The 26491-nt window shown below is 71.0% G+C and carries 16 protein-coding genes and 3 pseudogenes; 3 read left to right on the forward strand and 16 right to left on the reverse strand.

Annotation, left to right across the window (positions count from 1 at the left end; all coding sequences use genetic code 11):
• Nucleotides 1-312: 312 nt before the first annotated feature.
• From ACWD3C_RS41450 to ACWD3C_RS41470, 5 genes and pseudogenes are all read right to left on the reverse strand, one after another.
• Nucleotides 313-1998 (reverse strand): ribonuclease J, encoded by a 1686-nt coding sequence (locus tag ACWD3C_RS41450; protein WP_451152707.1) that lies wholly within the window; start codon nt 1996-1998, stop codon nt 313-315.
• A gap of 126 nt (nt 1999-2124) precedes the next feature.
• A complete protein-coding gene (gene dapA / locus ACWD3C_RS41455) occupies nt 2125-3024 on the reverse strand; it encodes a 4-hydroxy-tetrahydrodipicolinate synthase (protein ID WP_451152709.1) in 900 nt (299 codons plus the stop codon).
• Between the two features lie 210 nt (nt 3025-3234).
• Nucleotides 3235-3684: pseudogene (thyX, locus tag ACWD3C_RS41460) on the reverse strand (FAD-dependent thymidylate synthase); the annotation flags it as partial.
• A 3-nt stretch (nt 3685-3687) separates the two neighbouring features.
• Nucleotides 3688-4614 (reverse strand): annotated as a pseudogene (locus ACWD3C_RS41465) (HNH endonuclease); the annotation flags it as partial.
• Nucleotides 4594-4884 (reverse strand): annotated as a pseudogene (locus ACWD3C_RS41470) (FAD-dependent thymidylate synthase); the annotation flags it as partial. The pseudogenes ACWD3C_RS41465 and ACWD3C_RS41470, both read right to left, overlap by 21 nt.
• Before the next feature lie 237 nt (nt 4885-5121).
• On the opposite strand from ACWD3C_RS41470, the gene ACWD3C_RS41475 reads away from it, so the two are divergent.
• The gene (locus tag ACWD3C_RS41475) at nt 5122-5679 is read left to right on the forward strand and encodes a hypothetical protein (RefSeq protein ID WP_451152711.1); all 558 of its coding nucleotides are present in this window, start codon (nt 5122-5124) and stop codon (nt 5677-5679) included.
• Nucleotides 5680-5745: 66 nt separating this feature from the next.
• Here the strand turns inward: ACWD3C_RS41475 and ACWD3C_RS41480 are convergent, their stop codons facing one another.
• From ACWD3C_RS41480 to rpsO, 5 genes are all read right to left on the reverse strand, one after another.
• Nucleotides 5746-6201, reverse strand: a complete 456-nt coding sequence (locus tag ACWD3C_RS41480) for a hypothetical protein (RefSeq protein ID WP_451152713.1) — start codon at nt 6199-6201, stop codon at nt 5746-5748.
• A 5-nt stretch (nt 6202-6206) separates the two neighbouring features.
• Nucleotides 6207-6959, reverse strand: a complete 753-nt coding sequence (gene dapB, locus ACWD3C_RS41485; RefSeq protein ID WP_451152715.1) for a 4-hydroxy-tetrahydrodipicolinate reductase — start codon at nt 6957-6959, stop codon at nt 6207-6209.
• 36 nt (nt 6960-6995) lie between these two features.
• Nucleotides 6996-8375 carry a M16 family metallopeptidase gene (locus ACWD3C_RS41490; protein ID WP_451152717.1) on the reverse strand — a complete coding sequence of 460 codons (1380 nt, stop codon included), beginning with the start codon at nt 8373-8375 and terminating at the stop codon, nt 6996-6998.
• Nucleotides 8372-10588 (reverse strand): polyribonucleotide nucleotidyltransferase, encoded by a 2217-nt coding sequence (locus ACWD3C_RS41495; protein WP_451152719.1) that lies wholly within the window; start codon nt 10586-10588, stop codon nt 8372-8374. Before ACWD3C_RS41495 ends, ACWD3C_RS41490 begins: the two co-directional genes overlap by 4 nt.
• A 346-nt stretch (nt 10589-10934) precedes the next feature.
• Nucleotides 10935-11222 carry a 30S ribosomal protein S15 gene (rpsO, locus tag ACWD3C_RS41500; RefSeq protein ID WP_059415298.1) on the reverse strand — a complete coding sequence of 96 codons (288 nt, stop codon included), beginning with the start codon at nt 11220-11222 and terminating at the stop codon, nt 10935-10937.
• Between the two features lie 357 nt (nt 11223-11579).
• Here rpsO and ACWD3C_RS41505 point away from each other — a divergent pair, with 357 nt between their 5' ends.
• Together ACWD3C_RS41505 and ACWD3C_RS41510 are read left to right on the forward strand one after the other, a co-directional pair.
• Nucleotides 11580-11876: a DUF397 domain-containing protein gene (locus tag ACWD3C_RS41505; RefSeq protein WP_451152721.1), complete on the forward strand. Its 297-nt coding sequence runs from the start codon at nt 11580-11582 to the stop codon at nt 11874-11876.
• Between the two features lie 347 nt (nt 11877-12223).
• Nucleotides 12224-16198, forward strand: a complete 3975-nt coding sequence (locus ACWD3C_RS41510) for an SCO5717 family growth-regulating ATPase (RefSeq protein WP_451152723.1) — start codon at nt 12224-12226, stop codon at nt 16196-16198.
• A gap of 88 nt (nt 16199-16286) precedes the next feature.
• On the opposite strand, the gene ACWD3C_RS41515 is transcribed toward ACWD3C_RS41510, so the two are convergent.
• The 6 genes from ACWD3C_RS41515 to infB form a co-directional block, all read right to left on the reverse strand.
• On the reverse strand, nt 16287-17240 hold the full coding sequence (locus ACWD3C_RS41515) for a bifunctional riboflavin kinase/FAD synthetase (protein WP_451152725.1): 954 nt from the start codon (nt 17238-17240) through the stop codon (nt 16287-16289).
• A gap of 143 nt (nt 17241-17383) precedes the next feature.
• Nucleotides 17384-20986, reverse strand: a complete 3603-nt coding sequence (locus ACWD3C_RS41520) for a trypsin-like peptidase domain-containing protein (protein WP_451152727.1) — start codon at nt 20984-20986, stop codon at nt 17384-17386.
• 277 nt (nt 20987-21263) lie between these two features.
• Nucleotides 21264-22169, reverse strand: coding sequence for a tRNA pseudouridine(55) synthase TruB (gene truB / locus ACWD3C_RS41525; RefSeq protein WP_451152729.1), 906 nt, complete (start codon nt 22167-22169; stop codon nt 21264-21266).
• Nucleotides 22166-22612: a 30S ribosome-binding factor RbfA gene (rbfA, locus tag ACWD3C_RS41530; RefSeq protein WP_451152731.1), complete on the reverse strand. Its 447-nt coding sequence runs from the start codon at nt 22610-22612 to the stop codon at nt 22166-22168. The genes truB and rbfA overlap by 4 nt, the downstream gene beginning before the upstream one ends.
• 69 nt (nt 22613-22681) lie before the next feature.
• Nucleotides 22682-22975: a DUF503 domain-containing protein gene (locus ACWD3C_RS41535; protein ID WP_451152733.1), complete on the reverse strand. Its 294-nt coding sequence runs from the start codon at nt 22973-22975 to the stop codon at nt 22682-22684.
• 421 nt (nt 22976-23396) lie between these two features.
• The gene (gene infB / locus ACWD3C_RS41540; RefSeq protein ID WP_451152735.1) at nt 23397-26471 is read right to left on the reverse strand and encodes a translation initiation factor IF-2; all 3075 of its coding nucleotides are present in this window, start codon (nt 26469-26471) and stop codon (nt 23397-23399) included.
• Nucleotides 26472-26491 lie beyond the last annotated feature (20 nt).

A 26491-nucleotide genomic window follows, 5' to 3' on the forward strand; every position in this document is an offset into this window, starting at 1 on the left:
AGAGACTCACTCTCGCGGCTTTCCTCCGGGCGCTTCCCTCCGGTCTTGCGTTTCCGACTCTATCAGATCCGCTTTCCGATCCGATTCCCTGTCGATGGGATTCCGCTTTCCAGGTTCCCGCTTTCGCGTTTCCCTTTCCAGCGGCTCCGACTTTATCAGAAGATTCTGAGTCGGAATTCCCGCTCCGTCCGGGAGGTGCTCCCTGATGCACGGAGCACTCGAGTTCCCCTTCGGCGGAGCCGTAAACGTACTGGAGCGGGGCGCCCCGATGCAAATCGAGGTGCCCCGCTCCGAGTTCACGCCTGCGGCAGGTCAGACCTCGACCACGACCGGCAGGATCATCGGGCGCCGGCGATAGGTGTCGGAGACCCACTTGCCCAGGGTACGGCGGACGAGTTGTTGCAGCTGGTGGGGCTCGACGACCCCGTCCTGGGCGGACCTCTCCAGGACTTCGGTGATCTTCGGGATGACCTCGGCGAAGGCGGAGTCCTCGATACCGGAGCCGCGAGCCTGCATGTGCGGGCCGCCGGTGATCTTTCCGGTGGAGGAGTCCACGACCACGAAGACCGAGATGATGCCCTCGTCACCGAGGATCTTGCGGTCCTTGAGCGCGGGCTCGCCCACATCACCGACCGAGAGGCCGTCGACGTACACGTAACCGGCCTGGACCTTGCCGGAGATCTTGGCCTTGCCCTCCACCAGGTCGACCACCACACCGTCCTCGGCGATGACGATGCGGTCGTGCGGGACGCCGGTCAGGGCGCCCAGCTCGGCGTTGGCGCGGAGGTGGCGCCACTCGCCGTGGACCGGCATCAGGTTGCGCGGCCTGCAGATGTTGTAGAAGTACAGCAGCTCGCCGGCCGAGGCGTGGCCCGAGACGTGCACCTTGGCGTTGCCCTTGTGGACGACGTTGGCGCCCCAGCGGGTCAGGCCGTTGATGACCCGGTACACCGCGTTCTCGTTGCCGGGGATCAGCGACGACGCCAGGATCACCGTGTCGCCCTGGACGATGCGGATCTGGTGGTCCCGGTTGGCCATGCGGGACAGGGCCGCCATCGGTTCGCCCTGCGAGCCCGTACAGACGAGCACGACCTCGTCGTCCGGCAGGTCGTCGAGCGTCTTGACGTCGACCACCAGGCCCGGCGGGACCTTCAGGTAGCCCAGGTCCCGCGCGATGCCCATGTTGCGGACCATCGAGCGGCCGACGAAGGCGACCCGGCGGCCGTACTCGTGCGCCGCGTCCAGGATCTGCTGGATGCGGTGGATGTGGCTGGCGAAGCTCGCCACGATGATCCGCTTGCGGGCGTTCGCGAAGACCTGGCGCAGGACGTTGGAGATGTCGCGCTCGGGCGGGACAAAGCCGGGGACCTCTGCGTTCGTCGAGTCGGCGAGGAGGAGGTCGATGCCTTCCTCGCTCAGCCGTGCGAACGCGTGTAGATCCGTCAGACGGTTGTCCAGCGGGAGCTGGTCCATCTTGAAGTCGCCTGTGTGGACCACCAGGCCCGCGGAGGTGCGGATGGCGACCGCGAGGGCGTCCGGGATGGAGTGGTTGACGGCGACGAACTCGCAGTCGAAGGGGCCGATGCGCTCGCGGTTCCCCTCGGCCACCTCAAGGGTGTACGGGCGGATGCGATGTTCCTGCAGCTTCGCCTCGATGAGGGCGAGGGTCAGCTTGGAGCCGATCAGCGGGATGTCCGGCTTCTCGCGCAGGAGGTACGGGACGCCGCCGATGTGGTCCTCGTGGCCGTGCGTCAGCACGATGCCCTCGATGTCGTCGAGGCGGTCCCTGATGGACGAGAAGTCCGGCAGGATCAGGTCGATTCCGGGCTGCTCCTCCTCGGGGAAGAGCACTCCACAGTCGACGATCAGCAGGCGGCCGCCGTGCTCGAAGACGGTCATGTTCCGGCCGATTTCACCGAGGCCGCCGAGCGGGGTGACCCGCAGGCCGCTCTCGGGGAGCATCGGCGGCGGGCCGAGTTCAGGATGCGGATGACTCAAAAGACTCTCCTCACCACACGCGCCACGTACCTGTAGGGCACGTGGCGCGCATGACGTTCGTGCAAAAGCAGTTATTGGTGGAGTGCAGGCGCCTTCGTCCTGCGTATTCAGTTGTGAAGTCCGATGTCAGAGCTGTACCCCGCCCGCGGCAAGATCGATCTTGAGCTGCTCGATCTCCTGGGGCGTGAGCTCGACCATGGGGGCGCGCAGGGGCCCGGCAGGCAGACCCTGCAGAGCGAGCGCCGCCTTGGTGGTCATCACGCCCTGGGTGCGGAACATGCCGGTGAAGACCGGGAGCAGCTTCTGGTGGATCTCGGTGGCCTTCTGTACGTCGCCGGAGGTGTACGCCTCGACGAGTGCGCGCAGCTCGGGGGTGACGACGTGGCCGACGACCGAGACGAAGCCGACCGCTCCCACGGAGAGCAGGGGCAGGTTCAGCATGTCGTCGCCGGAGTACCAGGCGAGGCCGGAGCGGGCGATGGCCCAGCCGGCGCGGCCTAGGTCGCCCTTGGCGTCCTTGTTGGCGACGATCCGCGGGTGCTCGGCGAGGCGGACGAGCGTCTCGGTGTTGATCGGGACGCCGCTGCGGCCGGGGATGTCGTAGAGCATGACCGGCAGCTCGGCGGCGTCGGCGACGGCCGTGAAGTGGCGGTACAGGCCCTCCTGCGGGGGCTTGTTGTAGTACGGCGTGACGACGAGCAGGCCGTGCGCGCCCACCTTCTCGGCGGCGCGGGCGAGCCCGATGCTGTGGTGGGTGTCGTTGGTGCCGACGCCGGCGACGATGTGGGCCCGGTCTCCGACTGCCTCCAGGACGGCTCGTACGAGGTCCGATTTCTCCGCGTCACTGGTGGTGGGGGACTCGCCGGTGGTGCCGTTGATGATCAGGCCGTCGTTGCCTGCGTCCACCAGGTGGGTGGCGAGCCGCTGTGCGCCGTCGAGGTCGAGTGCGCCGTCCGCCGTGAAGGGCGTGACCATGGCGGTGAGGACCCGCCCGAAGGGGGTCTGCGGAGTGGAGGTCGGAGCCATGGGTAACACGCTACTCGGTGCTCAGGGCGCGGTCTGCCCTCGGAGGAGGGGATAAGTCCGGACAAAGGTGGAGCCCGGCACTGCCTGCTCGGGGGTTCAAGCAGTGCCGGGTCCATTGATCAGGCTAGATGAACTTCGCGAAATGCCGCAATACGGACACTTCGCTCGACCGATGCGTACATCTGTGCCCCGGTGGAATACGGCTGTTCGCTACGGCGCAACCCGCCCGTTGGCGTTGAACGCGGCGTACGTGAGCGGCATGAGCCTGGCCCACTCGGCCTCCATCTTCTCGCCGACCATCTCGATCTCCCGCTGCGGGAAGGACGGGACCTTGGCGAGCTCGTGCTGGGTGCGCAGACCGAGGAAGTGCATCAGCGAGCGGGCGTTGCAGGTGGCGTACATCGAGGAGTAGAGGCCGACCGGGAGGACCGCGCGGGCCACCTCTCGGGCGACACCGGCGCCGAGCATCTCCTGGTACGCCTCGTACGCGTGCACGTACGAGTCATCCATCACGCGGCCGACCAGCTCCTGCTGGGCCTGGGTGCCCTCCACGAAGACGTACTTGCCGGGGCGGCCCTCCTGGACGAGCTTGCGGGACTCGTCGGGGACGTAGAAGACCGGCTGGAGTTCCCGGTAGCGACCGGACTCCTCGTTGTAGGAGTTGTGCACAACGATTCCGTCGGCGAGGAAGTTGTGCCAGGGGCCTTCCACGGAGAGGTCGTACGTCATCTCCTCGCCGTCTTCGTCGATCGCGAGGATGCGGTCCGGAACGGCTGTGGCGATCTTGCCTCCGCACTCGGCCAGGGCCTGCTCTCCGGTGCTCTTGACCGCATGGCAGGGCTCACAGGCAGGCGCGAGGTTCTTCTCGTCGAGGGCCTGGGTCAGGTTGCCCGCCACGGGAACGACATGGTCCAGGGCGAGTTCCTCGCGGGGGAAGTCCTTGCCGCACAGGTGGCAGGTGTCGATCTCCTTGATCAGGCGCTCCCGCTGCATGGAGGCCCACACACCGATGCCGCGCCGAAGGCTCGGCGGGATCAGTGCCTGTGACGGGCGCGGTGTCGTCCCCGCAGCCATGACCATGTCGCCGACGGCGAGTTCCCCGGCCTTGCACCAGCCCTCAGGGGTGAACACCGCGTGGTCGACGGTACAGCGGAGTGTCTTGCCGGATGCCGTAGTGATCTTGATCAGGGGCTTGATGCCGGACTGGATGACGTCGACGATCCTGGCCCTCTGTGCGAGCAGCGTCTCCTCGTCGTAGCAGCGGACGTGACCGCGACGCACCGATTCGAGCTTCCGCATCCGGGTACCGGGGTGCAGTTCCCGGAACTCCGCCACGGCGGACTCGGCTGCCTCGCGGCTCTCGTAGAGGCCCAGGTAGTGGTTCTCCTCACCGCGCCGGACCTGGGCCATCCACTTTCCGGCCCGGCTGTGCCAGGTCACGCCACCGGCGGAGTGCGGAAGCCGGTCTTCGACACCGAAATGCCAGAGCTCGTAGAGCTCGGCGATGGTACGCCGCCGAGGATTCCCGGCCTCGCTCTCCAGCGTGATCTCAGTGTCACCCGCGATGCACCAGCCCACGCGGTGGCGCATGAACTCGCGGAAGACGAAGATCGGGGCGCTGATGAAGAAGGTCATCGAGTTGTGTTCGAAGGGGCTGCCGTGCCGATCCCGCATCAGGTAGTTGATCAGACCCTTGGAGCGCTCCGGGTCCTTCTTCAGCTCGTCCAGAGACTGCTCGCCGGCGGTGGAGACGCGGGCGGCCCACAGCACGTCCGAATCGGCCGCGCTGTGCTTCACCAACTCGACGGTGACATCGCTGCGGAAACTGGGTTTGCGGTCGTCGGCCGGGGTGTCGGTCACGGCTCGGAAGGTCCTTCCCATCGCTGCTCTCGGGCGGCGCCCACTCTACGGCCCGGCACCGACAACGGGCGTTCGGTGGCGGGCTGCGACATTCTCTGCGTACTTCTGCGAAATCGATGAAACGGGTACTTCATGAGGGCCTCCCCCGCGCCCTTGGCCCCCCGGAGGTAGTGAGCGGGAACCCGGCTCGATAGCCTCACCCGGCAGTACCCATGCGTGGATGAGTGAGGACCAGCCGTGCCCCTGCCCTTCCTGACCGCGGACCGCACCTTCGACGAGCGGGCTGACGACCAGCCATTGCCGTACGACGACCGCGAACGCTGGCGGCGCCCCTACCGGCCCGGGCCGTGGCGGGTGGGCGCGGCGGCGCTCCTGCTGCTGCTCGCCTCGTACATCCTGTTCGCCGCGGTCATCATCGCGGCGACCGGCACCGTCGGCGCCGGCGCGATCTGCTTCGGGGCGGCGCTGTTCGTCATCGCCTGCGCCCTGCGGCTGCTGCGTGCGGGCACCTGGGTGAGCGCGCGGGGACTGCGGCAGGTGGGCTTCTTCAGCACGCGTACGGTGCCCTGGGAGCGGATCGTCACGGCTCGTACGGTCCAGCAGCCGGTGCGCTGGCTGGGGCTGCCGCGCACGGTGCAGGGGCAGGCGCTGGTCCTCGTCCGCAGGGACCGTGCCCCCGAGGACGTGTCCCCGCTGATGACCACGCACAACGCGGACTTCTTCGCACGTATGGAGGCCTTCGACCGGGCCGCGGACGCGGTGGAGGCGTGGGCCTCGGAGTACGGGCGGGTCTGAGCGGAGCAGCACGTTGGGGGCCGGTCCGTGTTCGTACGGACCGGCCCCCAACGTGTTGGAGCGGTGTCAGGCTGTCTGGACCGGTTTTCCGTCGTGCAGTGCTATCGCCCTCTGCATCGCCTTGCGGGCCCGGGGTGTGTCGCGGGCGTCGTGGTAGGCGACGGCGAGGCGGAACCAGCTGCGCCAGTCGTCGGGGGCGTCCTCGGTCTCGGCCTTGCGCCTGGCGAAGACCTCGTCGGCCGAGTCGCGGTCGATGCGGCCGCCCGGCGTGCGTTTCAGCTCGTCGACGGGCAGGCCGCCCTCGGCGTCGAGTTCGGCGGCGAGCTGGTTGGCCTTGCGGACGAACTGGGTGTTCTTCCACAGGAACCAGATGCCGATCACCGGCAGCACGAGCACCGCGACGCCGAAGGTGATCGTGACGGGCGTACCGACCTCTATGAGCATGACGCCGCGGCTGCCGACCAGGACGAAGTAGACGACCAGGACGGCGGCCGTGACGGCGTATGTGATCTTCGCTCGCATGTCGGTCAGCCCAGGTCGAGGAAGTGTTCCAGGCCGAAGGTGAGGCCCGGGGTGGTCACGACGCGGCGGGCGCCGAGCAGGATGCCCGGCATGAAGCTGCTGTGGTGGAGGGAGTCATGGCGGACGGTGAGCGTCTCGCCCTCGCCGCCGAGCAGGACCTCCTGGTGGGCGAGGAGACCCCGGAGGCGGACCGCGTGCACCGGAACCCCGTCGACGTTCGCGCCGCGGGCCCCGTCCAGAGCGGTCACCGTGGCGTCCGGCGCCGGGGCGGAGCCCGCCTTGGCCCGTGCCTCGGCGATGAGCTGAGCGGTGCGCGTGGCGGTGCCGCTGGGGGCGTCCACCTTGTTCGGGTGGTGCAGCTCGACGACCTCGACGGACTCGAAGTAGGGCGCCGCGATCTGCGCGAACTTCATGGTCAGCACGGCCCCGATGGAGAAGTTCGGCGCGATGAGCACGCCTGTCCGAGGGGACTGGGCCAGCCAGCCCTTCAGCTGCGCGAGGCGCTCGTCGGTCCAGCCCGTCGTCCCGACGACCGCGTGGATGCCGTGGCGTACGCAGTAGTCGAGGTTGTCCATGACCGAGGCGGGCGTGGTGAGTTCGACGGCGACCTGGGCGCCGGTCTCGGCCAGCGTCTGAAGATCGTCGCCCCGGCCGAGGGCGGCCACCAGTTCCATGTCCTCGGCCGCCTCGACGGCCCGTACCGCCTCTGATCCGATGCGGCCCTTGGCACCGAGGACCGCCACGCGCAGCTTGCTCATGTTCTTGCTTCCTTACCGGATACGGGGTTAGGCGACTTAGGCGACGGCTTCGTGCAGACGGGACGCCTGCTTGTCCTTCAGCGGGCCGATGACCGACAGCGAGGGCCGCTGCCCCAGGATGTCGCGGGCGACCGCGCGGACGTCGTCCGGAGTGACCATGGCTATCCGGGTCAGCATCTCGTCGACGGACATCTGCTCGCCCCAGCACAGCTCGCTCTTGCCGATACGGTTCATGAGCGCGCCGGTGTCCTCCAGGCCGAGGACCGTGGAGCCCCGCAGCTGGCCGATGGCCCGGTCGATCTCGTCGTCCGGCAGACCGTGCTCGGCGACCTGGTCGAGCTCGTCGCGGCAGATCTTCAGCACGTCGTGGACCTGGGACGGACGGCAGCCGGCGTAGACACCGAAGAGGCCGCAGTCGGCGAAGCCCGAGGTGTACGAGTACACGCTGTACGCCAGGCCGCGCTTCTCCCGGACCTCCTGGAAGAGGCGGGACGACATGCCGCCGCCGAGCGCGGTGTTGAGCACGCCGAGGGCCCAGCGGCGCTCGTCGGTGCGGGCGAGGCCGGGCATGCCGAGGACGACGTGCGCCTGCTCGGTCTTGCGGGCGAGGAGTTCGAGCCGGCCGGCCGTGCGGATGGTGCGCCGGCCGTCGCGCGGGGCGATCGGGCTGGCGTCCGGCCGCTTCAGGGCGCCCGCCTTCTCGAAGGCCGCGCGGACCTTTCGTACGACCTTGTTGTGGTCGACGTTGCCGGCGGCCGCGACCACGAGGTGGGTCGGGTCGTAGTGCTTCCTGTAGAAGCGGCGGATGCGGTCCGCGGTGAGGGCGTTGACCGTGTCGACCGTGCCGAGGACCGGGCGGCCGAGGGGGTTGTCGCCGAACATGGTGTGCGCGAACAGGTCGTGCACGCAGTCGCCCGGGTCGTCCTCGGTCATCGCGATCTCTTCGAGGATGGCGCCGCGCTCGACGTCGACGTCCTCTTCGAGGATCAGCGAGCCGGTGAGCATGTCGCAGACGACGTCGATGGCGAGCGGGAGGTCGGCGTCGAGCACGCGCGCGTAGTAGCACGTGTACTCCTTGGCCGTGAACGCGTTCATCTCGCCGCCGACCGCGTCGATCGCGGAGGAGATGTCCAGCGCGCTACGGCGTGACGTGCCCTTGAAGAGCAGGTGCTCCAGGTAGTGCGTGGCGCCGTTCAGGGACGGCGTCTCGTCGCGGGAGCCGACGTGCGCCCAGATGCCGAAGGTCGCGGAGCGTACGGACGGGAGGGTCTCCGTGACGATGCGCAGGCCGCCGGGGAGGGTGGTCTTGCGGACCGTGCCGATGCCGTTGGTGCCCTTGATCAGGGTTTGGGTACGGGCGACGGCCCGCGCCTCCGGGGAGGAGCGGGCCGTCGCCGTGGAGCTACGGGACGTCACTTGTCGGTGTCGTCCTTCTTCTCGTCGCCCTCTTCGCCCTCGATGACCGGGATCAGGGAGAGCTTGCCGCGGGAGTCGATCTCGGCGATCTCGACCTGGACCTTGTGGCCCACACCGAGGACGTCCTCGACGTTCTCCACGCGCTTGCCGCCGGCGAGCTTGCGGATCTGCGAGATGTGCAGCAGGCCGTCCTTGCCGGGGAGCAGCGAGACGAACGCGCCGAAGGTGGTCGTCTTGACGACCGTGCCCAGGTAGCGCTCGCCGACCTCCGGCATGGTCGGGTTGGCGATGCCGTTGATCGTGGTGCGGGCGGCCTCGGCGGACGGTCCGTCGACCGCGCCGATGTAGATCGTGCCGTCGTCCTCGATCGTGATGTCGGCGCCGGTGTCCTCCTGGATCTGGTTGATCATCTTGCCCTTGGGGCCGATGACCTCGCCGATCTTGTCCACGGGGATCTTCACGGTGATGATCCGCGGGGCGTTGGGGGACATCTCGTCCGGGGTGTCGATCGCTTCCATCATCACGTCGAGGATGTGGAGGCGGGCGTCACGGGCCTGCTTCAGGGCGGCGGCCAGGACGGAGGCCGGGATGCCGTCCAGCTTGGTGTCGAGCTGGAGGGCGGTCACGAACTCCTTCGTGCCGGCGACCTTGAAGTCCATGTCGCCGAACGCGTCCTCGGCGCCGAGGATGTCCGTCAGCGTCACGTAGTGCGTCTCGCCGTCGATCTCCTGGGAGATCAGACCCATGGCGATACCGGCGACCGGGGCCTTCAGCGGCACACCGGCGTTCAGCAGCGACATGGTGGAGGCACAGACCGAGCCCATGGACGTCGAGCCGTTGGAGCCGAGGGCCTCGGACACCTGACGGATCGCGTACGGGAACTCCTCGCGCGTCGGCAGCACCGGGAGGAGCGCGCGCTCGGCGAGGGCGCCGTGGCCGATCTCGCGGCGCTTCGGGGAGCCGACGCGGCCGGTCTCACCGGTGGAGTACGGCGGGAAGTTGTAGTTGTGCATGTAGCGCTTGCGGGTCACCGGGGAGAGGGTGTCCAGCATCTGCTCCATGCGGAGCATGTTCAGGGTGGTGACGCCCAGGATCTGGGTCTCGCCACGCTCGAACAGCGCGGAACCGTGGACCCGCGGGATGGCCTCGACCTCGGCGGCGAGGGTACGGATGTCCGTCACCCCACGGCCGTCGATGCGCTTCTTCTCCTTGATGACGCGCTCACGGACCAGGGTCTTGGTCAGCGAGCGGTACGCGGCGGAGATCTCCTTCTCGCGGCCCTCGAACTGCGGGAGCAGCTTCTCGGCGGCCAGGCCCTTGACGCGGTCCAGCTCGGTCTCGCGCTCCTGCTTGCCGGCGATGGTCAGCGCGGCGGCGAGCTCGTCCTTGACGGCGGTGGTGAGCGCCTCCAGGACGTCGTCCTGGTAGTCCAGGAAGATCGGGAACTCGGCGGTCGGCTTGGCGGCCTTCGCGGCGAGGTCGGCCTGGGCCTTGCACAGGACCTTGATGAAGGGCTTCGCGGCGTCCAGACCGGCGGCGACGACCTCCTCGGTGGGAGCCTCGACACCGCCCTTGACCAGCTGGATCGTCTGGTCGGTGGCCTCGGCCTCGACCATCATGATCGCGACGTCGCCGTCCTCAAGGGTGCGGCCCGCGACGACCATGTCGAAGACGGCGTCCTCAAGCTCGGTGTGCGTCGGGAACGCCACCCACTGGCCGCGGATCAGTGCGACGCGGACGCCGCCGATCGGGCCGGAGAAGGGCAGACCGGCCAGCTGCGTGGACGCGGACGCGGCGTTGATCGCCACAACGTCGTACAGGTGGTCGGGGTTGAGCGCCATGATCGTGGCGACGACCTGGATCTCGTTGCGCAGGCCCTTCTTGAAGGACGGGCGCAGCGGGCGGTCGATGAGGCGGCAGGTGAGGATGGCGTCCTCGGAGGGCCGGCCCTCACGGCGGAAGAAGGAACCGGGGATCTTCCCGGCCGCGTACATGCGCTCCTCGACGTCCACCGTCAGGGGGAAGAAGTCGAGCTGGTCCTTGGGGTTCTTGGAGGCGGTGGTGGCCGACAGCACCATGGTGTCGTCGTCCAGGTACGCCACGGCGGAACCGGCGGCCTGCCTGGCCAAGCGGCCCGTCTCGAAGCGGATCGTGCGGGTGCCGAAAGAGCCGTTGTCAATGACGGCCTCGGCGTAGTGGGTCTCGTTCTCCACCAGCGTTTTCTCCGTTACTTATCGTCTTTCGTCCCGTGGCTGCCCGTGTGGCAGGGGGACGGTGGCGGAGAAGCGCTCCGTCTTGTGCGGGCCGGTCTTCGATCGAAGCACCCGGGGCTCGCTTCCCCCCGGGGGCCACTACCGAGGACCGGCGGCGGCGAGGTGCGCTTCTCCTCGTTCGTTGTGCGTGACCCCGCCCGGTCCTGCCGGGCACCGGTCACACTGCGTCGTACGTCTTGTGTTGTGCTACCACACTACAAAGGGGCAGTGACAGTCCGCACGTTCCCGCACGTACAGCAAAAGGAGCGGCTCCCCATTCCGTGGGAACCGCTCCCTTCACGGCGTCTTACTTGGCGCCCGCCGCACCACGGCGGATGCCGAGGCGGTCGACCAGCGTACGGAAGCGCTGGATGTCCTTCTTGGCCAGGTACTGCAGCAGGCGGCGACGCTGGCCGACCAGGATCAGCAGACCACGGCGGGAGTGGTGGTCGTGCTTGTGGGTCTTGAGGTGCTCGGTCAGGTCGGAGATCCGACGCGACAGCAGGGCAACCTGGACCTCGGGGGAGCCGGTGTCGCCCTCCTTGGTACCGAACTCGGACATGATCTGCTTCTTCGTAGCGGCGTCGAGCGACACGCGTACTCCTCTTGAGTCTTCTTGATGCCACCGAGCGCCCCTGGTCTTCGTCTCAGGGGACCTTCCGTTACTCGGGAGGCGGGGATCCGCTGGGCGCGGCCTCCAGAGCCCTGAGGGGCGGTCCGGGGGCGCGTACACAAACGGCCGTCACACAGCGTACCAGGGCTGATGAGGGCTCGGTCCCGCCGGTTCCGTGCGCGGGGCTCGTACGAGGGTATGACCATTTGTTTCGTGGTACGCGCCACGGGCGAGCGCATAGGGTGACCGCACAGTTCGTGAACACGTGCAGTGCGCGGTTCGCACAGTGCGTGGTTCGTACATTTCGTGATGCGTACGTGGGGAAGGGGCCGCCTGGACATGGCCGGGGCAGAGGACAACGACGTCAAGGCGCGCAAGGAGCGCGAGAAGGACGAGCTGTACGCCCTCGACATCTCAGGGGTCGAGTGGCACAGCGCGCCCGGTACGGAGGAGCACGAGGAGCGGGTGGAGATCGCGTACCTCCCGGGGGGCGCGGTGGCCATGCGGTCGTCGCTCGACCCGGACACGGTGCTGCGCTACACCGAGGCCGAGTGGCGGGCCTTCGTTCTCGGGGCGCGGGACGGCGAGTTCGATCTGGAGCCGGCGCCGCACAACGGAGGGCTTGCGGCGGAGTAGTGGAGTAGGTGGAGCGGCGGAGCAGAAGCCGTAACGGTGAGGGACCGGCGCGCGGGGCGCGGCGGTCCCTCTTCCGTGTCCGTTGCGTTTCAGGAGCTTGTTTTGTCCACTTTGCTGTCCATGACTGGACGTTGCCACGTCACTTCTGGGCAGGCTGTGACGTACTGGACGGGCGCGCGGCTGTGGACGGGCCTGCCGCGGGGGTGGTTGTGGTGATTAGGCTGGGGTGGGGCGCGACGCCGGAACCTTGGGCGGAGTGATCGCACCCCTGGGGGAGAGCCGGGCGGATCAGAACCACTTCGGACGACGACAACGGTCGCCCCCGAAAGGCATGAGCCCAGCACGGCATGAGGGTGCTCGACCACACAGGAGGAATTGTGAACAGCGATCGGGACGGGATCCGCGGGGGCTGGGCCACACCCGGCGATGACCAGTCCGACGCGGAGTCCGCCGTCGAGACGACGGGCGAGTTCACCCTCGACTACGCGCCACCCGCTTGGTATACGCAGAACGCGTCGGGGAGTTCGACGGCGAGTTCGGGGCAAGAGGCTGCGGAGAGTTCCGCCGAGGCCGAGACCGAGGAGACTGAGGAAGCCGAGGGGGCCACGGCGTCCGAGGCCGGCTCGGACGCGGCCGCGGAGGATCCGGCCGGGCCTGGCGCCGCTGCTTCCGCGCCGGTTGCGCCCCCTGCGCCGATGGCACCGCCGGTTGCGCCGGTTACGCCGGTGGCTCCCGCCTCGGCCGAGGGGGCCGGGACCGGTACTCCTTCTGCGCCGCCGGCCGGGGGGCCCGTCGCCGTGCCCAGGCTTCCGGTGGGGAGCGGGTTCGAGCCGGCGTGGGGTACGCCGGGTGCGCCCGCGGCTCCGCCTGCCACGGATGCGGGGAGCCCGTCCGCCGTGCCGAACCTTCCTGTGGGGAACTGGACGCCTCCGGCTCCTCCGGCTGCACCAGCGGCTCCGGTTGCACCCGCCGAGGACGTGGAGGCGGACGACAGCCGCGACCTGGAGAGCGGCGCGACCATGCGGATCTCCCCTGTTGCCCTGAAGCGGGAGATCGCGGAGCGGACAACCGCGCCGGACGGGCCCGAGGACGAGGCCGACGCAGCCGAATCCGCCGCCGAGGAGGACTTCTCGGCGGGCGGTACGGATTCGGTGGACGGTACGGGTGACGGTGGTGACGCCCCGGAAGTCGAGGGCGCGATGCCCGAGTCGGCGGAGGTGGCGGAGGCCGACAGCGACGCCGATGACGTGGAAGACGCCGTGGCCGAGGAGACCGCCGAGGACGGCGACGCCTCCGATGCCGTAACCGTCGCGGATGACGTCGACATGGACAACTCCGGTGACTCGGACGACGGTTCGGACGACACTGCCGTGGCCGCCGAGGACGATGACGTCGAGGACGAGATCGTGGACGCCGAGATCGTGGACGACGAACCGCGGGACGCCGAGCCCGAGGACGCCGTGCCGAACTCCGACCCCGTACAGGACGCGCCTCCGGCCTGGGCACCGCCGCCGGTGCCGCAGGGCGGGCTTCCGCCGCTCCCGCCCGCGTACCAGCCCGCTGCGCCCGCACCCGCGGCCCAGTGGCCCGCCGCGACGCAGCCCGCCTCGGCCGAGGCCGAGCAGTCGGCCGCTCCGGCGCCGGCACAGCCGCCGGTACCGCCGTTCGGGCAGCCGCCTCAGCCGCAGGCTCCGCAGTCGTCGCCTCCGGCGTGGCCCGCCGCACCCGAGGCGCCGGCTCCGGCCTCCGCCGAAGAGCCCGCGCCCGCCGCGGAGTACCCGCTGCAGACGCCGCCGCAGGCCCCGGCTGCCGCTGAGCCGCCCCCTGCTCCGACTTCGCCTCCGGCCGGTGACGCTCCGGCTTCCACCGGGTCCGCCCAGGCGCAGCCCGGGAGTTACGGCTTCCCGCACCCCGCCGCTCCGGCCCAGCAGACTCCCGGGGCCGCCGCCCCGGCTCAGCAGGGCTACGGCTTCCCGTCGCCCGCGCCCAACGCCTCCGCGCAGAACGCCGGTTACGGCTCTCCCCAGCCCGGTGCTCCGGCCCAGGAGGCTCCCAAGCCCACGGCTCCGGCCCAGGGCTCCGGTTACGGCTTCCCGCAGCCCACCGCCCCCGCGACCCCGGCGGCCCCCGCCCAGGAAGCCCCCCAGCCTCCCGCCCAACCCCAGGGCTACGGCTTCCCGCCCCCGCAAGCTCCTGTCGCACCCAACACCCCCGCGCAGGGCCCGGGTTACGGCTTCCCACAACCCGCCCAGCCCACCGCCCAAGCTCCGGCCGACCAGGGTCAGACGCCCGCCCAGGACACCCCCAAGCCCACGGCTCCGCCCCAGAGCTACGGCTTCCCGCCCCCACAAGCCCCCGTCACACCCAACACCCCCGCGCAGGGCCCCGGCTACGGCTTCCCACAACCCTCCCAAGCCACCACGCCTGCCCAGGCCCCCCAGGACCAGGCGCCCGCCCAGGACGCGCCCAAGCCCACGGCTCCGGCACAGGGCTACGGCTTCCCGCCCCCGCCAACTCCTGTCGCACCCAACGCCCCCGCGCAGGGACCGGGTTACGGCTTCCCACAGCCCGCCGCCCAAGCTCCGGCCGAGCAAGGCCAGGCACCCGTCCAGGAAACCCCCAAGCCCCCCACTCCACCCCAGGGCTACGGCTTCCCGCACCCCGGCGCCCCCAACTCCCCCGCCCAGCCGGGCGGTTACGGTTTCCCCCAGCAGCCGCAGGCTCCCCAGCCACAGGCCCAGCCACAGCCACAGCCACAGACCCAACAGGCGGCACCCCCCGCACAGCCCGAGGCCCAGCCGCAACCGGCAGCGCCCCCCGCTCAGCCGCAGCCGCACCCCCAGCCCGACCCCCGGCAGCAGCCGCACCCCCAACCGCCCACCCAGTACCCCGTACCGGGCCAACCCGCCCCCCAGCCGCAGCCCCCTCACGGCGCCCAACAGCCCCCGGCCCCCGGAGCCCCCGGACAGGCACAGCCCCAGCCCCCGGTCGACCCGCGTACCGGTGCCGCCTGGCCGCAGCCCGTGCAGCACGATCAGCGGCAGCCCACCAACCCCGGTGCCGCGCCGCTCGGTTACACGGCTGCTGTGGAGCTGTCGTCCGACCGGCTGCTCAACAGCAAGAAGCAGAAGGCGAAGAGCAGCCGTCCGGCGGCCGGAGGCCGGTTCAAGATCGGTGGGAAGAAGGAAGAGGCCGAGCGGCAGCGGAAGCTGGAGCTGATCCGGACGCCGGTGCTGTCGTGCTACCGCATCGCCGTCATCAGCCTCAAGGGCGGCGTGGGCAAGACGACCACGACCACCGCCCTCGGCTCCACGCTCGCCACCGAACGGCAGGACAAGATCCTCGCGATCGACGCCAACCCGGACGCCGGTACGCTCGGCCGCCGCGTCCGCCGTGAGACCGGCGCCACCATCCGTGACCTCGTCCAGGCGATCCCGTACCTCAACTCGTACATGGATATCCGGCGGTTCACGTCCCAGGCGCCGTCCGGTCTCGAGATCATCGCCAACGACGTCGACCCGGCCGTCTCGACCACCTTCAACGACGAGGACTACCGGCGCGCCATCGACGTGCTCGGGAAGCAGTACCCGGTCATCCTCACCGACTCGGGTACCGGTCTGCTCTACAGCGCCATGCGTGGCGTACTCGACCTCGCCGACCAGCTCATCATCATCTCGACGCCGTCCGTGGACGGTGCGAGCAGCGCCAGCACGACGCTGGACTGGCTGTCCGCGCACGGGTACGCGGATCTCGTCTCGCGGTCCCTCACCGTCATCTCCGGGGTACGCGAGACCGGCAAGATGATCAAGGTGGACGACATCGTCGCCCACTTCGAGACGCGCTGCCGGGGTGTCGTCGTGGTCCCCTTCGACGAGCACCTGGCCGCCGGTGCCGAGGTCAACCTCGACATGATGCGTCCGAAGGTGCGGGAGGCGTACTTCAACCTCGCGGCGCTGGTCGCCGAGGACTTCGTCCGGCACCAGCAGATGCACGGGCTGTGGACGTCGGACGGCAACCCGCCGCCGGTCGCCGCCCCGCCGCTGCCGGGCCAGCACCTCCCCGGCCAGCCACCCGTGCCGGGCGCCCAGGGCCAGCCACCGGTCCCGGGTCAGCCCTACCCCCAGCACCCACAGCAAGGCCAGCCCCCGCAGCAGCCGTACCCGTACCCCCAGCCGGGCCAGGCCCAGCCTCAGCCCCCGGCCCAGCCCGGTCAGCCGTACCCGCAGCCGGGCCCGGGCCAGCCCTACCAGCCCGGTCAGCCCTACCCACCGCATCCGGGCCAGGCCCAGCAGCAGCCCCCGCCGGCACCCCCGCAGCAGTAGCAACAACAACGGCAAAGGGCCCGCACCGTTCACCAACGGTGCGGGCCGTTCGTACGAACGAAGCGAACGGAACGTACGTACGAGGCTCTTACTTCCCCTCGTACTCCGCGATCAGCTCCCGGCACCGCTTCACATCGTCCCCCATCGCCTCCAGCAAGGCCTCCAGCGAGTCGAACTTCGCCTGGCCCCGCACGAAGGCCAGGAAGTCGACGGCGACGTGCAGGCCGTACAGGTCGAGGCCGACCCGGTCGATGGCGTACGCCTCCACCGTCCGTTCGGTTCCGTCGAACTGGGGGTTGGTTCCGACGGAGATCGCCGCGGGCATCGCCTCGCCGTCGACGTGCAGCCAGCCGGCGTACACGCCGTCGGCCGGGATGGCGGTGTGCGGGAGGGTCTCCACGTTGGCGGTGGGGAAGCCGAGTTCCCGTCCTCGCTGGGCGCCGCGGACGACGACGCCCTCGACGCGGTGCGGGCGTCCGAGGATCTCGTGCGCGCCCTCGACGTCCCCCTCGGCGATCAGTCGCCGGGTGAGGGTGGAGGAGAAGGGTTCGCCGCCGCCCGCCTCGCCGGACACGTAGAGGTCGACGATCTCGACCTCGAAGTCGTACGTCTTGCCCTGCTCGGCCAGGAACGCCACGTCGCCGGCGGCCCGGTGGCCGAAGCGGAAGTTGGGGCCCTCGACGACGGCCTTGGCGTGCAGCTTGTCGACCAGGACCTTGACGACGAAGTCGGCGGGCGAGAGGCGGGAGAACTCCGTGGTGAAGGGGAGGATGAGGACGGCGTCCACGCCCAGCTCGCCCATCAGTTCGGCGCGGCGGTGGTGCGGGGCGAGCAGCGGGGGGTGGCTGCCGGGGCGGACGACCTCGCTGGGGTGCGGGTCGAAGGTGACGACCACGGCGGGGACGCCCAGCTCGCGGGCGCGGTCCACGGCATGCCGGATGATCAGCTGGTGCCCTCGGTGCACCCCGTCGTAGGAGCCGATGGTGACGACGCTGCGCCCCCAGTCCTGGGGGATGTCCTCCAAGCCACGCCAGCGCTGCACTGTGACTGCTCCTTGTCGAACGTCGAACCCGTGTCCGTGTTGCCTCGTACGCAGGTCTAAGGGTGCCATGCCGGGTGCCCACGGATCGCATCGGCATCGGGGCTGTGACCGGAGGCACGTGGAAGCGCGTGTACCCACGCGGGTCACGCCGGGACCCGTACCCCCGCGAGGTTCTCGATCATCCGCCGGGCGCTCGGGCCGACCACCGCGGCCCAGTCCTCCGGCGTCTCGCTCAGCCAGCCCGCCACCCGTGCGGCGAAGCCCGGGACATGGCGGGCCAGGTCGACGAGGCCCCAGTCGAAGCCGGTGGCCCCTTCGGGCGTACGGACGAGGAGCAGGCCCACGCCGCGCACCAGTTCCCTGGCGTCGTCACCGGCCCCGCGGGTGGCGGCGGCGCGGAGCAGGGCGTCCAGTACGGACGGGTCCCTCTCGGTCGCCATCAGCAGGTCCAGCAGCTCGCGCCGCAGCTCGCGGGACTCCGGGGTGCCGGGTGCCGCGAGCACCGTCGCCAGGGCGGCCCGCACCTGCCGGGGGCCGCCGTCCAGCAGGCCGCTGACCAGCGGGAAGAGCACCGCGCGTGCGCCGGGGTCCTGGTCGAGGCGCCGGTCGACGTACGCGGCGACCTGCGCGGCCGACTCCGGCCGCAGCTCCACCGCCTCACGGACGAGGGCGGTGACCCGGCGGGCGAGGGCGGGGGTCGTGATCTCGGCGAGGGTCCGCAGCACGCCGCCGGGGCCGCACTCCGCGACAGTCCCAGTGGCGTTGGCGTTGGCGGTTGCTGTTGCTGTTGCGCGCAGGCGTGCGCGGAAGGCGTCGAGCACCGGTTCCGGGTCGGTGTCGAGCGCGGGCACCAGCGCGCTCGCGGGCAGCTGCGGATCGCCCGCCGCGAAGCGCTCCAGGGCTTCCGGCAGATGGCGGGCGCGTGTGCGGTCGTCACGTACGAGGAGGGCGAGCGCGCCGCCGTGCAGGGTGACGTCGGCGGGGCGGGCCAGCAGCGCGAGGGCGGCGTAGCGGAGCAGTTCGCGGTCGGCCTCCGTGCGGACGTGGGGTGCGGCCCGCAGCCCGTACGCGATCGCCGCCACCCGCCGTGCCGGGCGCTCGTCGTGCGCCCACCGGTCGACGGCCCGGCACACCGCCGAGGGCTCCTCTTCCGCCAGTACGGCGAGGAGTTCGTCGCCGCGCCGGTGCGCGCTGTCCACCAGTGCCTCCGTCAGGTCGTCCAGCGCCCGCCGCCGGTGCGTGTGCAGCAGCGCCTGCGCCGCCCTCGCCACGGTCGCGTCGGGTGTCGCGGTCAGCGGGCGTTCGTCGGCGAACCACCGGGTCAGCTGCCGTTGTACGGCGGCGGGGTCGGCGGCGAGGAGCCGGGAGGCGGCATCGAGGTAGCGCGGGCCCTCGCCCGTGGGCGGGTCGGCGACGACCAGGCGCCGCAGCAGGTCGAGCCGCTCCGGCCCGGGCAGCGGCAGGGCCTCCCAGAACTCCGGCCCGAACTCCCCCGGCACCCCTCGCCCCTGGACCCGCCACGCGCCGATCCACTCGGTGAGGAGCCGCAGCAGCCCGACATACGGGCGCGCGTCGGGCACGCGCAGCAGGGTCTCGCCGATGAGGTGCGTGGCCCACCAGGTGGGGTCGTCGGGCGGGGCGGGGCGCTCCGGGAGGAAGGCGTCGACGGCGTGGAGCAGGTCCTCCAGGTACTGGGCGAGTTCGAGGGGGCCGTGTTCGCGGGCGAGGTGGAGGAGTGCCTGGACGACGGGGCCGATGCGGTGGCGGGGGACGGGAAGGACACGGGTGGCCTTCTGGGGCCGGGGTCCCCTCGGGACGCGCCCTCGGTACACCAGCGCGTGCAGGGCCGCGTCCAGGTCCAGGTGCGCGCCCTGGATCCAGTCGGCGAGCTCCTCGTGGGCGAAGCGGTAGCCGTTGCCCGCCGGGACGAGCAGCCCCTCGGTGAGCACGGCGGAGGCCCAGCCGGTGGTGCTGCCGAGCCGCCGCGGCACCGGCCCCCACGGGAACACGGACTCGAACGAGGCCCGGCCCAACTCCCCCTGCCCCGGCCCCAGGCACCGCCGCGCCGCCTCGTGCACCTGCCCGGACACCTGGGCCGCGAGACGCCGTACGGCTGTGCCGCGCAGCCCGTTCTCGGCGGCGAGCCGCACGGCGACGCGCAGGCACATCAGGTCGAGGTAGGCGGAGAAGACGTCATGTCGGTCGGGCCGGGCCACGGTACCCGTGCCGGCCGTCTCCCCCTCCGGCAGCGCCGCCCGCACCTCCGACAGCAGCCGCAGCGTCAGCGGATGCCGGGCGTCGGCGTCGGCGAGCACCCCCTCGGGAATCCCGTACCGCGACCGGGCGCGCCGCGCCTCCCCCTCGGTCAGCTCCCCGATCCGGACGCAGAGGGGCAACCCCGACCGGTGCGAGCCGTGGAGCAGTTCCCCCGGGAACTCGGCCCCCGCCGGCTCCCAGTACTCCGCCCGGCACGCCACCACGAGCCGCGCCCCGGTCGCCCACAGCCACTCGGCCGTGCCCTCGGTCCACTCCGGCAGCCGGTGGGCGAGAGCGGGCGGCATCTCCTCGGGGCCGTCGAGGAGGAGCAACAGGGGCCGTCCGGCGGCGCGCGCGAGCCGGGCGAGGCGTGCAGGACCGATGTCGCCGAGTTCGCCGTCGTAGCCGCCGGGTGGGAGCAGCTCTGCCGTCGCCCGCTCTTCTCGCTCTCCCCGTTGCCCCCGTTGCCCCCTGGAGGCGGCCACGATCCGTCCCGCCCGCTCCAGGGCGCGCCGCGCCGCGTCGGCCACGGACTCGTCGTCGGCCAGCAGATCGGCGCCCCGCAGCCACAGCGTCGGCGCCGGTTCCGGGCCCCGGGCCCGGCGGGCGGCGAGGGCCGCCAGTTCCGTCGTACGGCCGCTGCCGGGGGGACCGACGAGGCCGAGGACGGCGGCGGGACCGTCGGTGAAGGCCGTGAACTCCCGTACGACTTCGGCTCGTTCGACGGGATCGGCTTCCGGGCACGCCGGACCGGGCCGGTCCCCGCCCCCGGTACACCCCCTCGGCCCGTCCGACCCCACCGAGGTCGCCGTGAGCTCCAGCACTCCCGCCAGGTTCAGGTCGGCGCCGTACGCGGGCACGGTGGCCGCGTTGCGCGCCAGGAGCTCCGCCAGCGGCCCGTCGGCCGCGCGCAACGGCACGGCGAAGCCCGGCGTCCGGTGCTCGGCCTGGAGCGCCGTACCGAGCACGGCCAGCACCGCCCCGGTCGAGGCGTCGAGGACGGGTCCGCCGGCGGCTCCGCCGCCCAGCCGCAGCGCGTCGCGTCCGGCGGTGCCGATGGCCAGCTCCAGTGCCTCGCCCACGAGATGGAAGCCGTCGGTGGCCGTGTAGGTCACGTCGCCGGCGCCGAGCACCCGGGCCTCGCGCCAGCCGCCGGCGGCGATACGGACGTACGTGCCCGTGTCGACGGCCTTCCGCACGGTGACGGGGAGCGGGTCGAGGCCGAGGCCCTGGGTGCGGATGAGCGCGAGGTCCAGGGCGGGCAGGGGGGTCACCGCGTCGGCGGTGACGACGCACATGCGGTCCCCGGAGGTGTGCAGCACCAGCCGGGCGAGCCCGTCGACCGCCTCGTGGCTCGTGACGACCGTGCCATGATGGTCCGCCACGAAGCCCGTACCGCGCGGCCGCCCCGCCAGATCCCGGACGCTCACCAGGGCCTCGTCCCGCGCCCCCTGGCCGTCGTCCGGTGCCTGACGGCCTTGTCCCGCCATGCCTGAACCTCCCCGCCGTGCACCTCTTTTCCGACCGTAGGCACGCGATGATCAGCGGAACAGATCGCCCACCGAAAGCGCCCCCTTCCGCTCCCTCGGTTCACTCCGAGCGCCTGCCCGAAGGGGTGAATAGCCAGTGCCGGATGGATACACCCTTGTGTGGGGGAACCGAGGGGGGACCGTGGAGCGGCGGGAACAGGAACCCCGTGAACGCCGCTCCACGGGCAGCACAGCGGAGAACGGGCAGCAGGTCAGGGCAGGTCAGCAGGCCAGTGGTTCAGCCGAAGACGGCGAGGCTCTTCGCCTTGCCCTTCAGCTCCTCCACGAGGGCCAGGAACCGCCCCTGCGGGTCGAAGACCGCCACGGGCCCGGTACCGGCGTACTGCTCGGGCATCTCCAGCCGTACGCCGTTGATGAGCAGCCGCGCGCGCCTGGCGTCCACGTCCCAGCGTGGGAACGCGGCCGCGGCCGCCTCGGCGATCGGCATCACGGTCAGCTCCTCCTGGAGCTGGTCGAGGGTCCGGGCCGAGTCCAGCTTGTACGGCCCCACGCGGGTCCGGCGCAGTGCGGTGAGGTGTCCGCCGACACCCAGGTCCGCGCCCAGGTCGCGGGCGAGCGCCCGGATGTACGTGCCGGACGAGCAGACCACGGACACGATCAGGTCCCGTACGGGGGTGCCGTCCTCGGCGACGGCGTCGCGGACGTCGTACACCGTGAACGAGGAGATGGTCACGGGTCGGGCGGGGATCTCGAAGTCCTCGCCCTCGCGCGCCCGCTTGTAGGACCGGACCCCGTCGATCTTGATGGCGCTGACCTTGGACGGCACCTGCATGATGTCGCCGGTCAGCTTGGCGATCCCGGTGTCGATGGCGTCACGGGTGACCTTGGAGGCGTCGGTGGAGGAGGTGATGTCCCCTTCGGCGTCGTCCGTGACCGTGTTCTGGCCGAGCCGGACGGTTCCCAGGTACTCCTTCTCGGTCAGCGCGAGGTGGCCGAGGAGCTTGGTGGCCTTCTCGACGCCGAGAACGAGGACGCCCGTCGCCATGGGGTCGAGCGTGCCGGCGTGGCCGACGCGGCGGGTTCTGGCGATGCCGCGCATCTTGGCGACCACGTCGTGCGAAGTGAAGCCCGACGGCTTGTCGACGATGACAAGGCCGTCGGGCGGGGTCTGCTTCTGGGTCATTCGGCGATGTCGTCCTCGTCGTCGCCCGGCTTCTTGTACGGGTCGGCGTCACCGGCGTACTGGGCGCCGGAGGCGGCCTCGCGCACCTTCTCGTCGGAGGCACGCGCCTTGTCGAGGAGGTCCTCGATGGTCTTGGCGGTGTCCGGGAGGGCGTCCGCGACGAAGGCGAGGGTCGGCGTGAACTTCACGCCCGCGGCGCGGCCGACCTCGGAGCGGAGGATGCCCTTGGCGCTCTCCAGTCCGGCGGCGGCGGCCTGCCGCTCCTCCTCGTCCCCGTACACCGTGTAGAAGACGGTCGCCTCCCGGAGGTCCCCGGTCACCCGGGTGTCGGTGATGGTGATGTGGGAGCCGAGCCGCGGGTCCTTGATCCCGCGCTGCAGCTTCTGGGCCACCACCTCTCGGATGAGGTCCGCCAGCCTTTTAGCCCGCGCGTTGTCGGCCACTGGTCCGTCTCCTCGTTCTTCCTGCTGTTCTGCGTTGCTGTGGTTGTGCGGCTCGTTCAGTCGTCTCGTTCAGTCGTCGTCGCCGTGGAGGCGTCGGCGTACCGACAGCAGCTCCACCTCGGGGCGGCCGGCGACCAGGCGTTCGCACCGGTCCAGTACGTCGGTCAGGTGCCCCACTTCGCCCGAGACCACCGCCAGACCTATGCCTGCCCGGCGGTGGAGGTTCATATGGTCCACCTCCGCCGCGCTGACCGCGAACCTGCGCTGGAGTTCGGCGACGATCGGGCGGACGACGGAGCGCTTCTCCTTCAACGACCGTACGTCGCCGAGCAGGAGGTCGAAGGACAGAGTCCCCACATACATGTGTGTCCGGATGACCCGCCGGTACGGGATCGATGGTCCCGCCGTCCGTGTGGGCGGGACATCAGAACCGTACAACGAACGGGTGGGGTGATCGACGGGGTTTTCTCGCCCCCGCCGCCCCTACCCGTCCCATCCCCAGGGGCTGCCGCCCCTTCGACCCCGCAAGGGGTGGGGACCGTTGTTGGGCAGCTGCGGGTGGTCTGTGGCTGGTCGCGCCCACGCGACGGAGCCGCATATCGATACAGCCCCGCGCCCCTTAGGGGGCTCGGCTCCGAGCAGAGGCCGACACCCACCAGCCCGTCCGGCGTTTGAGGACGAGCCGTTGAGGCGACGGCGGAGGTCTGGGGGCGGCAGCCCCCAGGTACGGACACACCGGCCGGGGGTGAACAGGTCACCCCCGGCCGGCACCGGTGCCTCGGTCTTACGACCTCGGCTTCTCTCGCATCTCGTACGTCGCGATGACGTCGTCGACCTTGATGTCGTTGAAGTTTCCGAGGTTGATACCACCCTCGAAGCCTTCGCGGATCTCGGTGACGTCGTCCTTGAAGCGACGCAGACCGGAGATGGTGAGGTTCTCCGCGATGACCTTGCCGTCGCGGACGAGGCGCGCCTTGGTGTTGCGCTTGACCTCGCCCGAGCGGACCAGGACACCGGCGATGTTGCCCAGCTTGGACGACTTGAAGACCTCGCGGATCTCCGCCGTACCGAGCTCGACCTCCTCGTACTCCGGCTTGAGCATGCCCTTGAGGGCCGCCTCGATCTCCTCGATGGCCTGGTAGATCACCGAGTAGTACCGGACGTCGACGCCCTCGCGCTCCGCCATCTGCGCCGCGCGGCCCGCAGCGCGGACGTTGAAGCCGATGACGATGGCGTCGGAGCCGGTCGCCAGGTCGATGTCCGACTCGGTGACCGCACCCACGCCGCGGTGCAGGACGCGGATGTCGACCTCTTCGCCGACGTCGAGCTGGAGCAGCGAGGACTCGAGAGCCTCCACCGAACCGGACGCGTCGCCCTTGATGATGAGGTTGAGTTCCTGCACCAGACCGGCCTTGAGGGCCTCGTCCAGGTTCTCCAGGGAGAACCGGACACCCCGGCGGGCGAAGTTGGCGTTCCGCTCACGAGCGGCACGCTTCTCGGCGATCTGACGGGCCGTACGGTCCTCGTCGACCACCAGGAAGTTGTCGCCGGCGCCCGGGACGTTGGTGAGACCGAGGACGAGGACCGGGGTCGAGGGACCCGCCTCTTCCACGTTCCCGCCCTTGTCGTCGAGCATCGCGCGGACACGGCCGTACGCGTCGCCGACCACCATGGTGTCGCCGACCCGCAGGGTGCCTCGCTGAACCAGGACGGTCGCGACGGCGCCGCGGCCACGGTCCAGGTGGGACTCGATCGCGATGCCCTGCGCGTCCTGCTCCGGGTTGGCCCGCAGGTCGAGCGAGGCGTCCGCGGTGAGGACCACGGCCTCCAGCAAGCTCTCGATGTTGAGGCCCTGCTTGGCGGAGATGTCGACGAACATGGTGTCGCCGCCGTACTCCTCGGCCACCAGACCGAACTCGGTGAGCTGACCGCGCACCTTGGTCGGGTCGGCACCCTCGACGTCGATCTTGTTGACCGCGACCACGACCGGCACACCGGCCGCCTTGGCGTGGTTCAACGCCTCGATCGTCTGGGGCATCACACCGTCGTTGGCCGCCACCACGAGGATCGCGATGTCGGTCGACTTCGCACCACGTGCACGCATGGCGGTGAACGCCTCGTGACCCGGGGTGTCGATGAAGGTGATCCTGCGCTCTTCTTCGTTGACCTGGGTGGCGACCTGGTACGCGCCGATGTGCTGCGTGATACCGCCGGCCTCGCCCGCGACGACGTTCGTCTTGCGGATCGTGTCCAGCAGTCGGGTCTTACCGTGGTCGACGTGACCCATGACGGTCACGACCGGCGGACGCGGTGCGAGGAACTCCTCGCCACCCTCGTCCTCGCCGAACTCGATGTCGAAGGACTCCAGCAGCTCGCGGTCCTCCTCCTCCGGGCTGACGATCTCGACGACGTAGTTCATCTCGCCGGCGAGCAGCTGGAGGGTCTCGTCGGAGACGGACTGCGTGGCAGTGACCATCTCGCCGAGGTTCATCATCACCGCGACGAGCGACGCCGGGTTGGCACCGATCTTCTCGGCGAAGTCGGTGAGCGACGCACCGCGCGACAGGCGGACGGTCTGTCCGTTGCCGCGAGGCAGCATCACACCGCCGACCGACGGGGCCTGCATGGCCTCGTACTCCTGGCGCCTCTGCCGCTTCGACTTGCGGCCACGACGCGCCGGACCGCCGGGACGGCCGAAGGCGCCCTGCGTGCCACCGCGACCGCCCGGACCACCGGGACGACCGCCGAAGCCGGGACGGCCACCGCCACCACCGGGACCACCCGGACGGCCGGCGAAACCGCCGCCACCGCCACCGGGGCCACCGGGACGACCGGCGAAACCGCCACCGCCACCGCCGCCACCGGGACGACCGGCGAAGCCGCCGCCACCCGGACGACCGCCACCGCCACCGGGACGACCGCCACCGCCGGGACCGCGACCGCCGGGGCCACCGCCACCGGGACGCGGGCCGGCGGCGGGACGCTGCGGCATCATGCCGGGGTTCGGACGCGGACCGCCGGGACCGCCGCCGGGACGCGGACCGCCGCCCTGCGGACGCGGCATGCCGCCCGGGGTCGGACGGGAACCGCCCGGAGCCTGCGGACGCGGACCGCCACCGGCCGCACCCTGCGGACGAGGACCACCGCGCTCCGCGCCCTGCGGACGCGGACCGCCACCGGGGCCACCAGGACCGCCGGGTCGGGGCGCGCCGCCCGGACGGGGCGCCTGCGGGCGCGCCATGCCGGTGGAGCCGCTGGAGGTGAACGGGTTGTTACCCGGACGCGGACCGGACGGACGGCCACCGGGACGCTGCGCGCCCTGGCCACCCTGACGGGAACCGCCACCGGGACGGGGTCCCTGACCCTGACCCTGGCCGGGAGCCGGACGGCCACCGGGCTTCGGGCCACCGGGACGGGCACTCGGACGCGGGGCCGGGCTCGCGGCGGGCGACGGGGGTGCCGGCGGCGCCGTGAACTCGGGCGCGGCCGGAGCCGGAGCCGCCGGGGCGGGCTTCGGCGCCGGCTTCGGACCGGGGGTCGGACGCGGGCCCGGAGCCGGGGCCGCGGGCTTCTCGGCAGCCGGCGGCTTGGGCGCGGCCGGGCCGGGGCGCGGGGCTGCCGGACGGGCGGCCTGCGCGGGAGAGGGTGTCGCCGGCTTCGCCGGGGCAGCCTTGCGGGGGGCCGGCTTGGCGCCCCCGTTGCCCTGCTGGAGGGCGTCGGTCAGCTTGCGTACTACGGGCGCCTCGATCGTCGAGGACGCCGAACGGACAAATTCACCGAGTTCTTGGAGCTTGGCCATGACGACCTTGCTCTCCACCCCGAACTCCTTGGCGAGTTCGTATACCCGGACCTTAGCCACTTCGCTCCTTTTAGGTCCGG

It is taken from the genome of Streptomyces sp. NPDC002845, assembly GCF_053591955.1.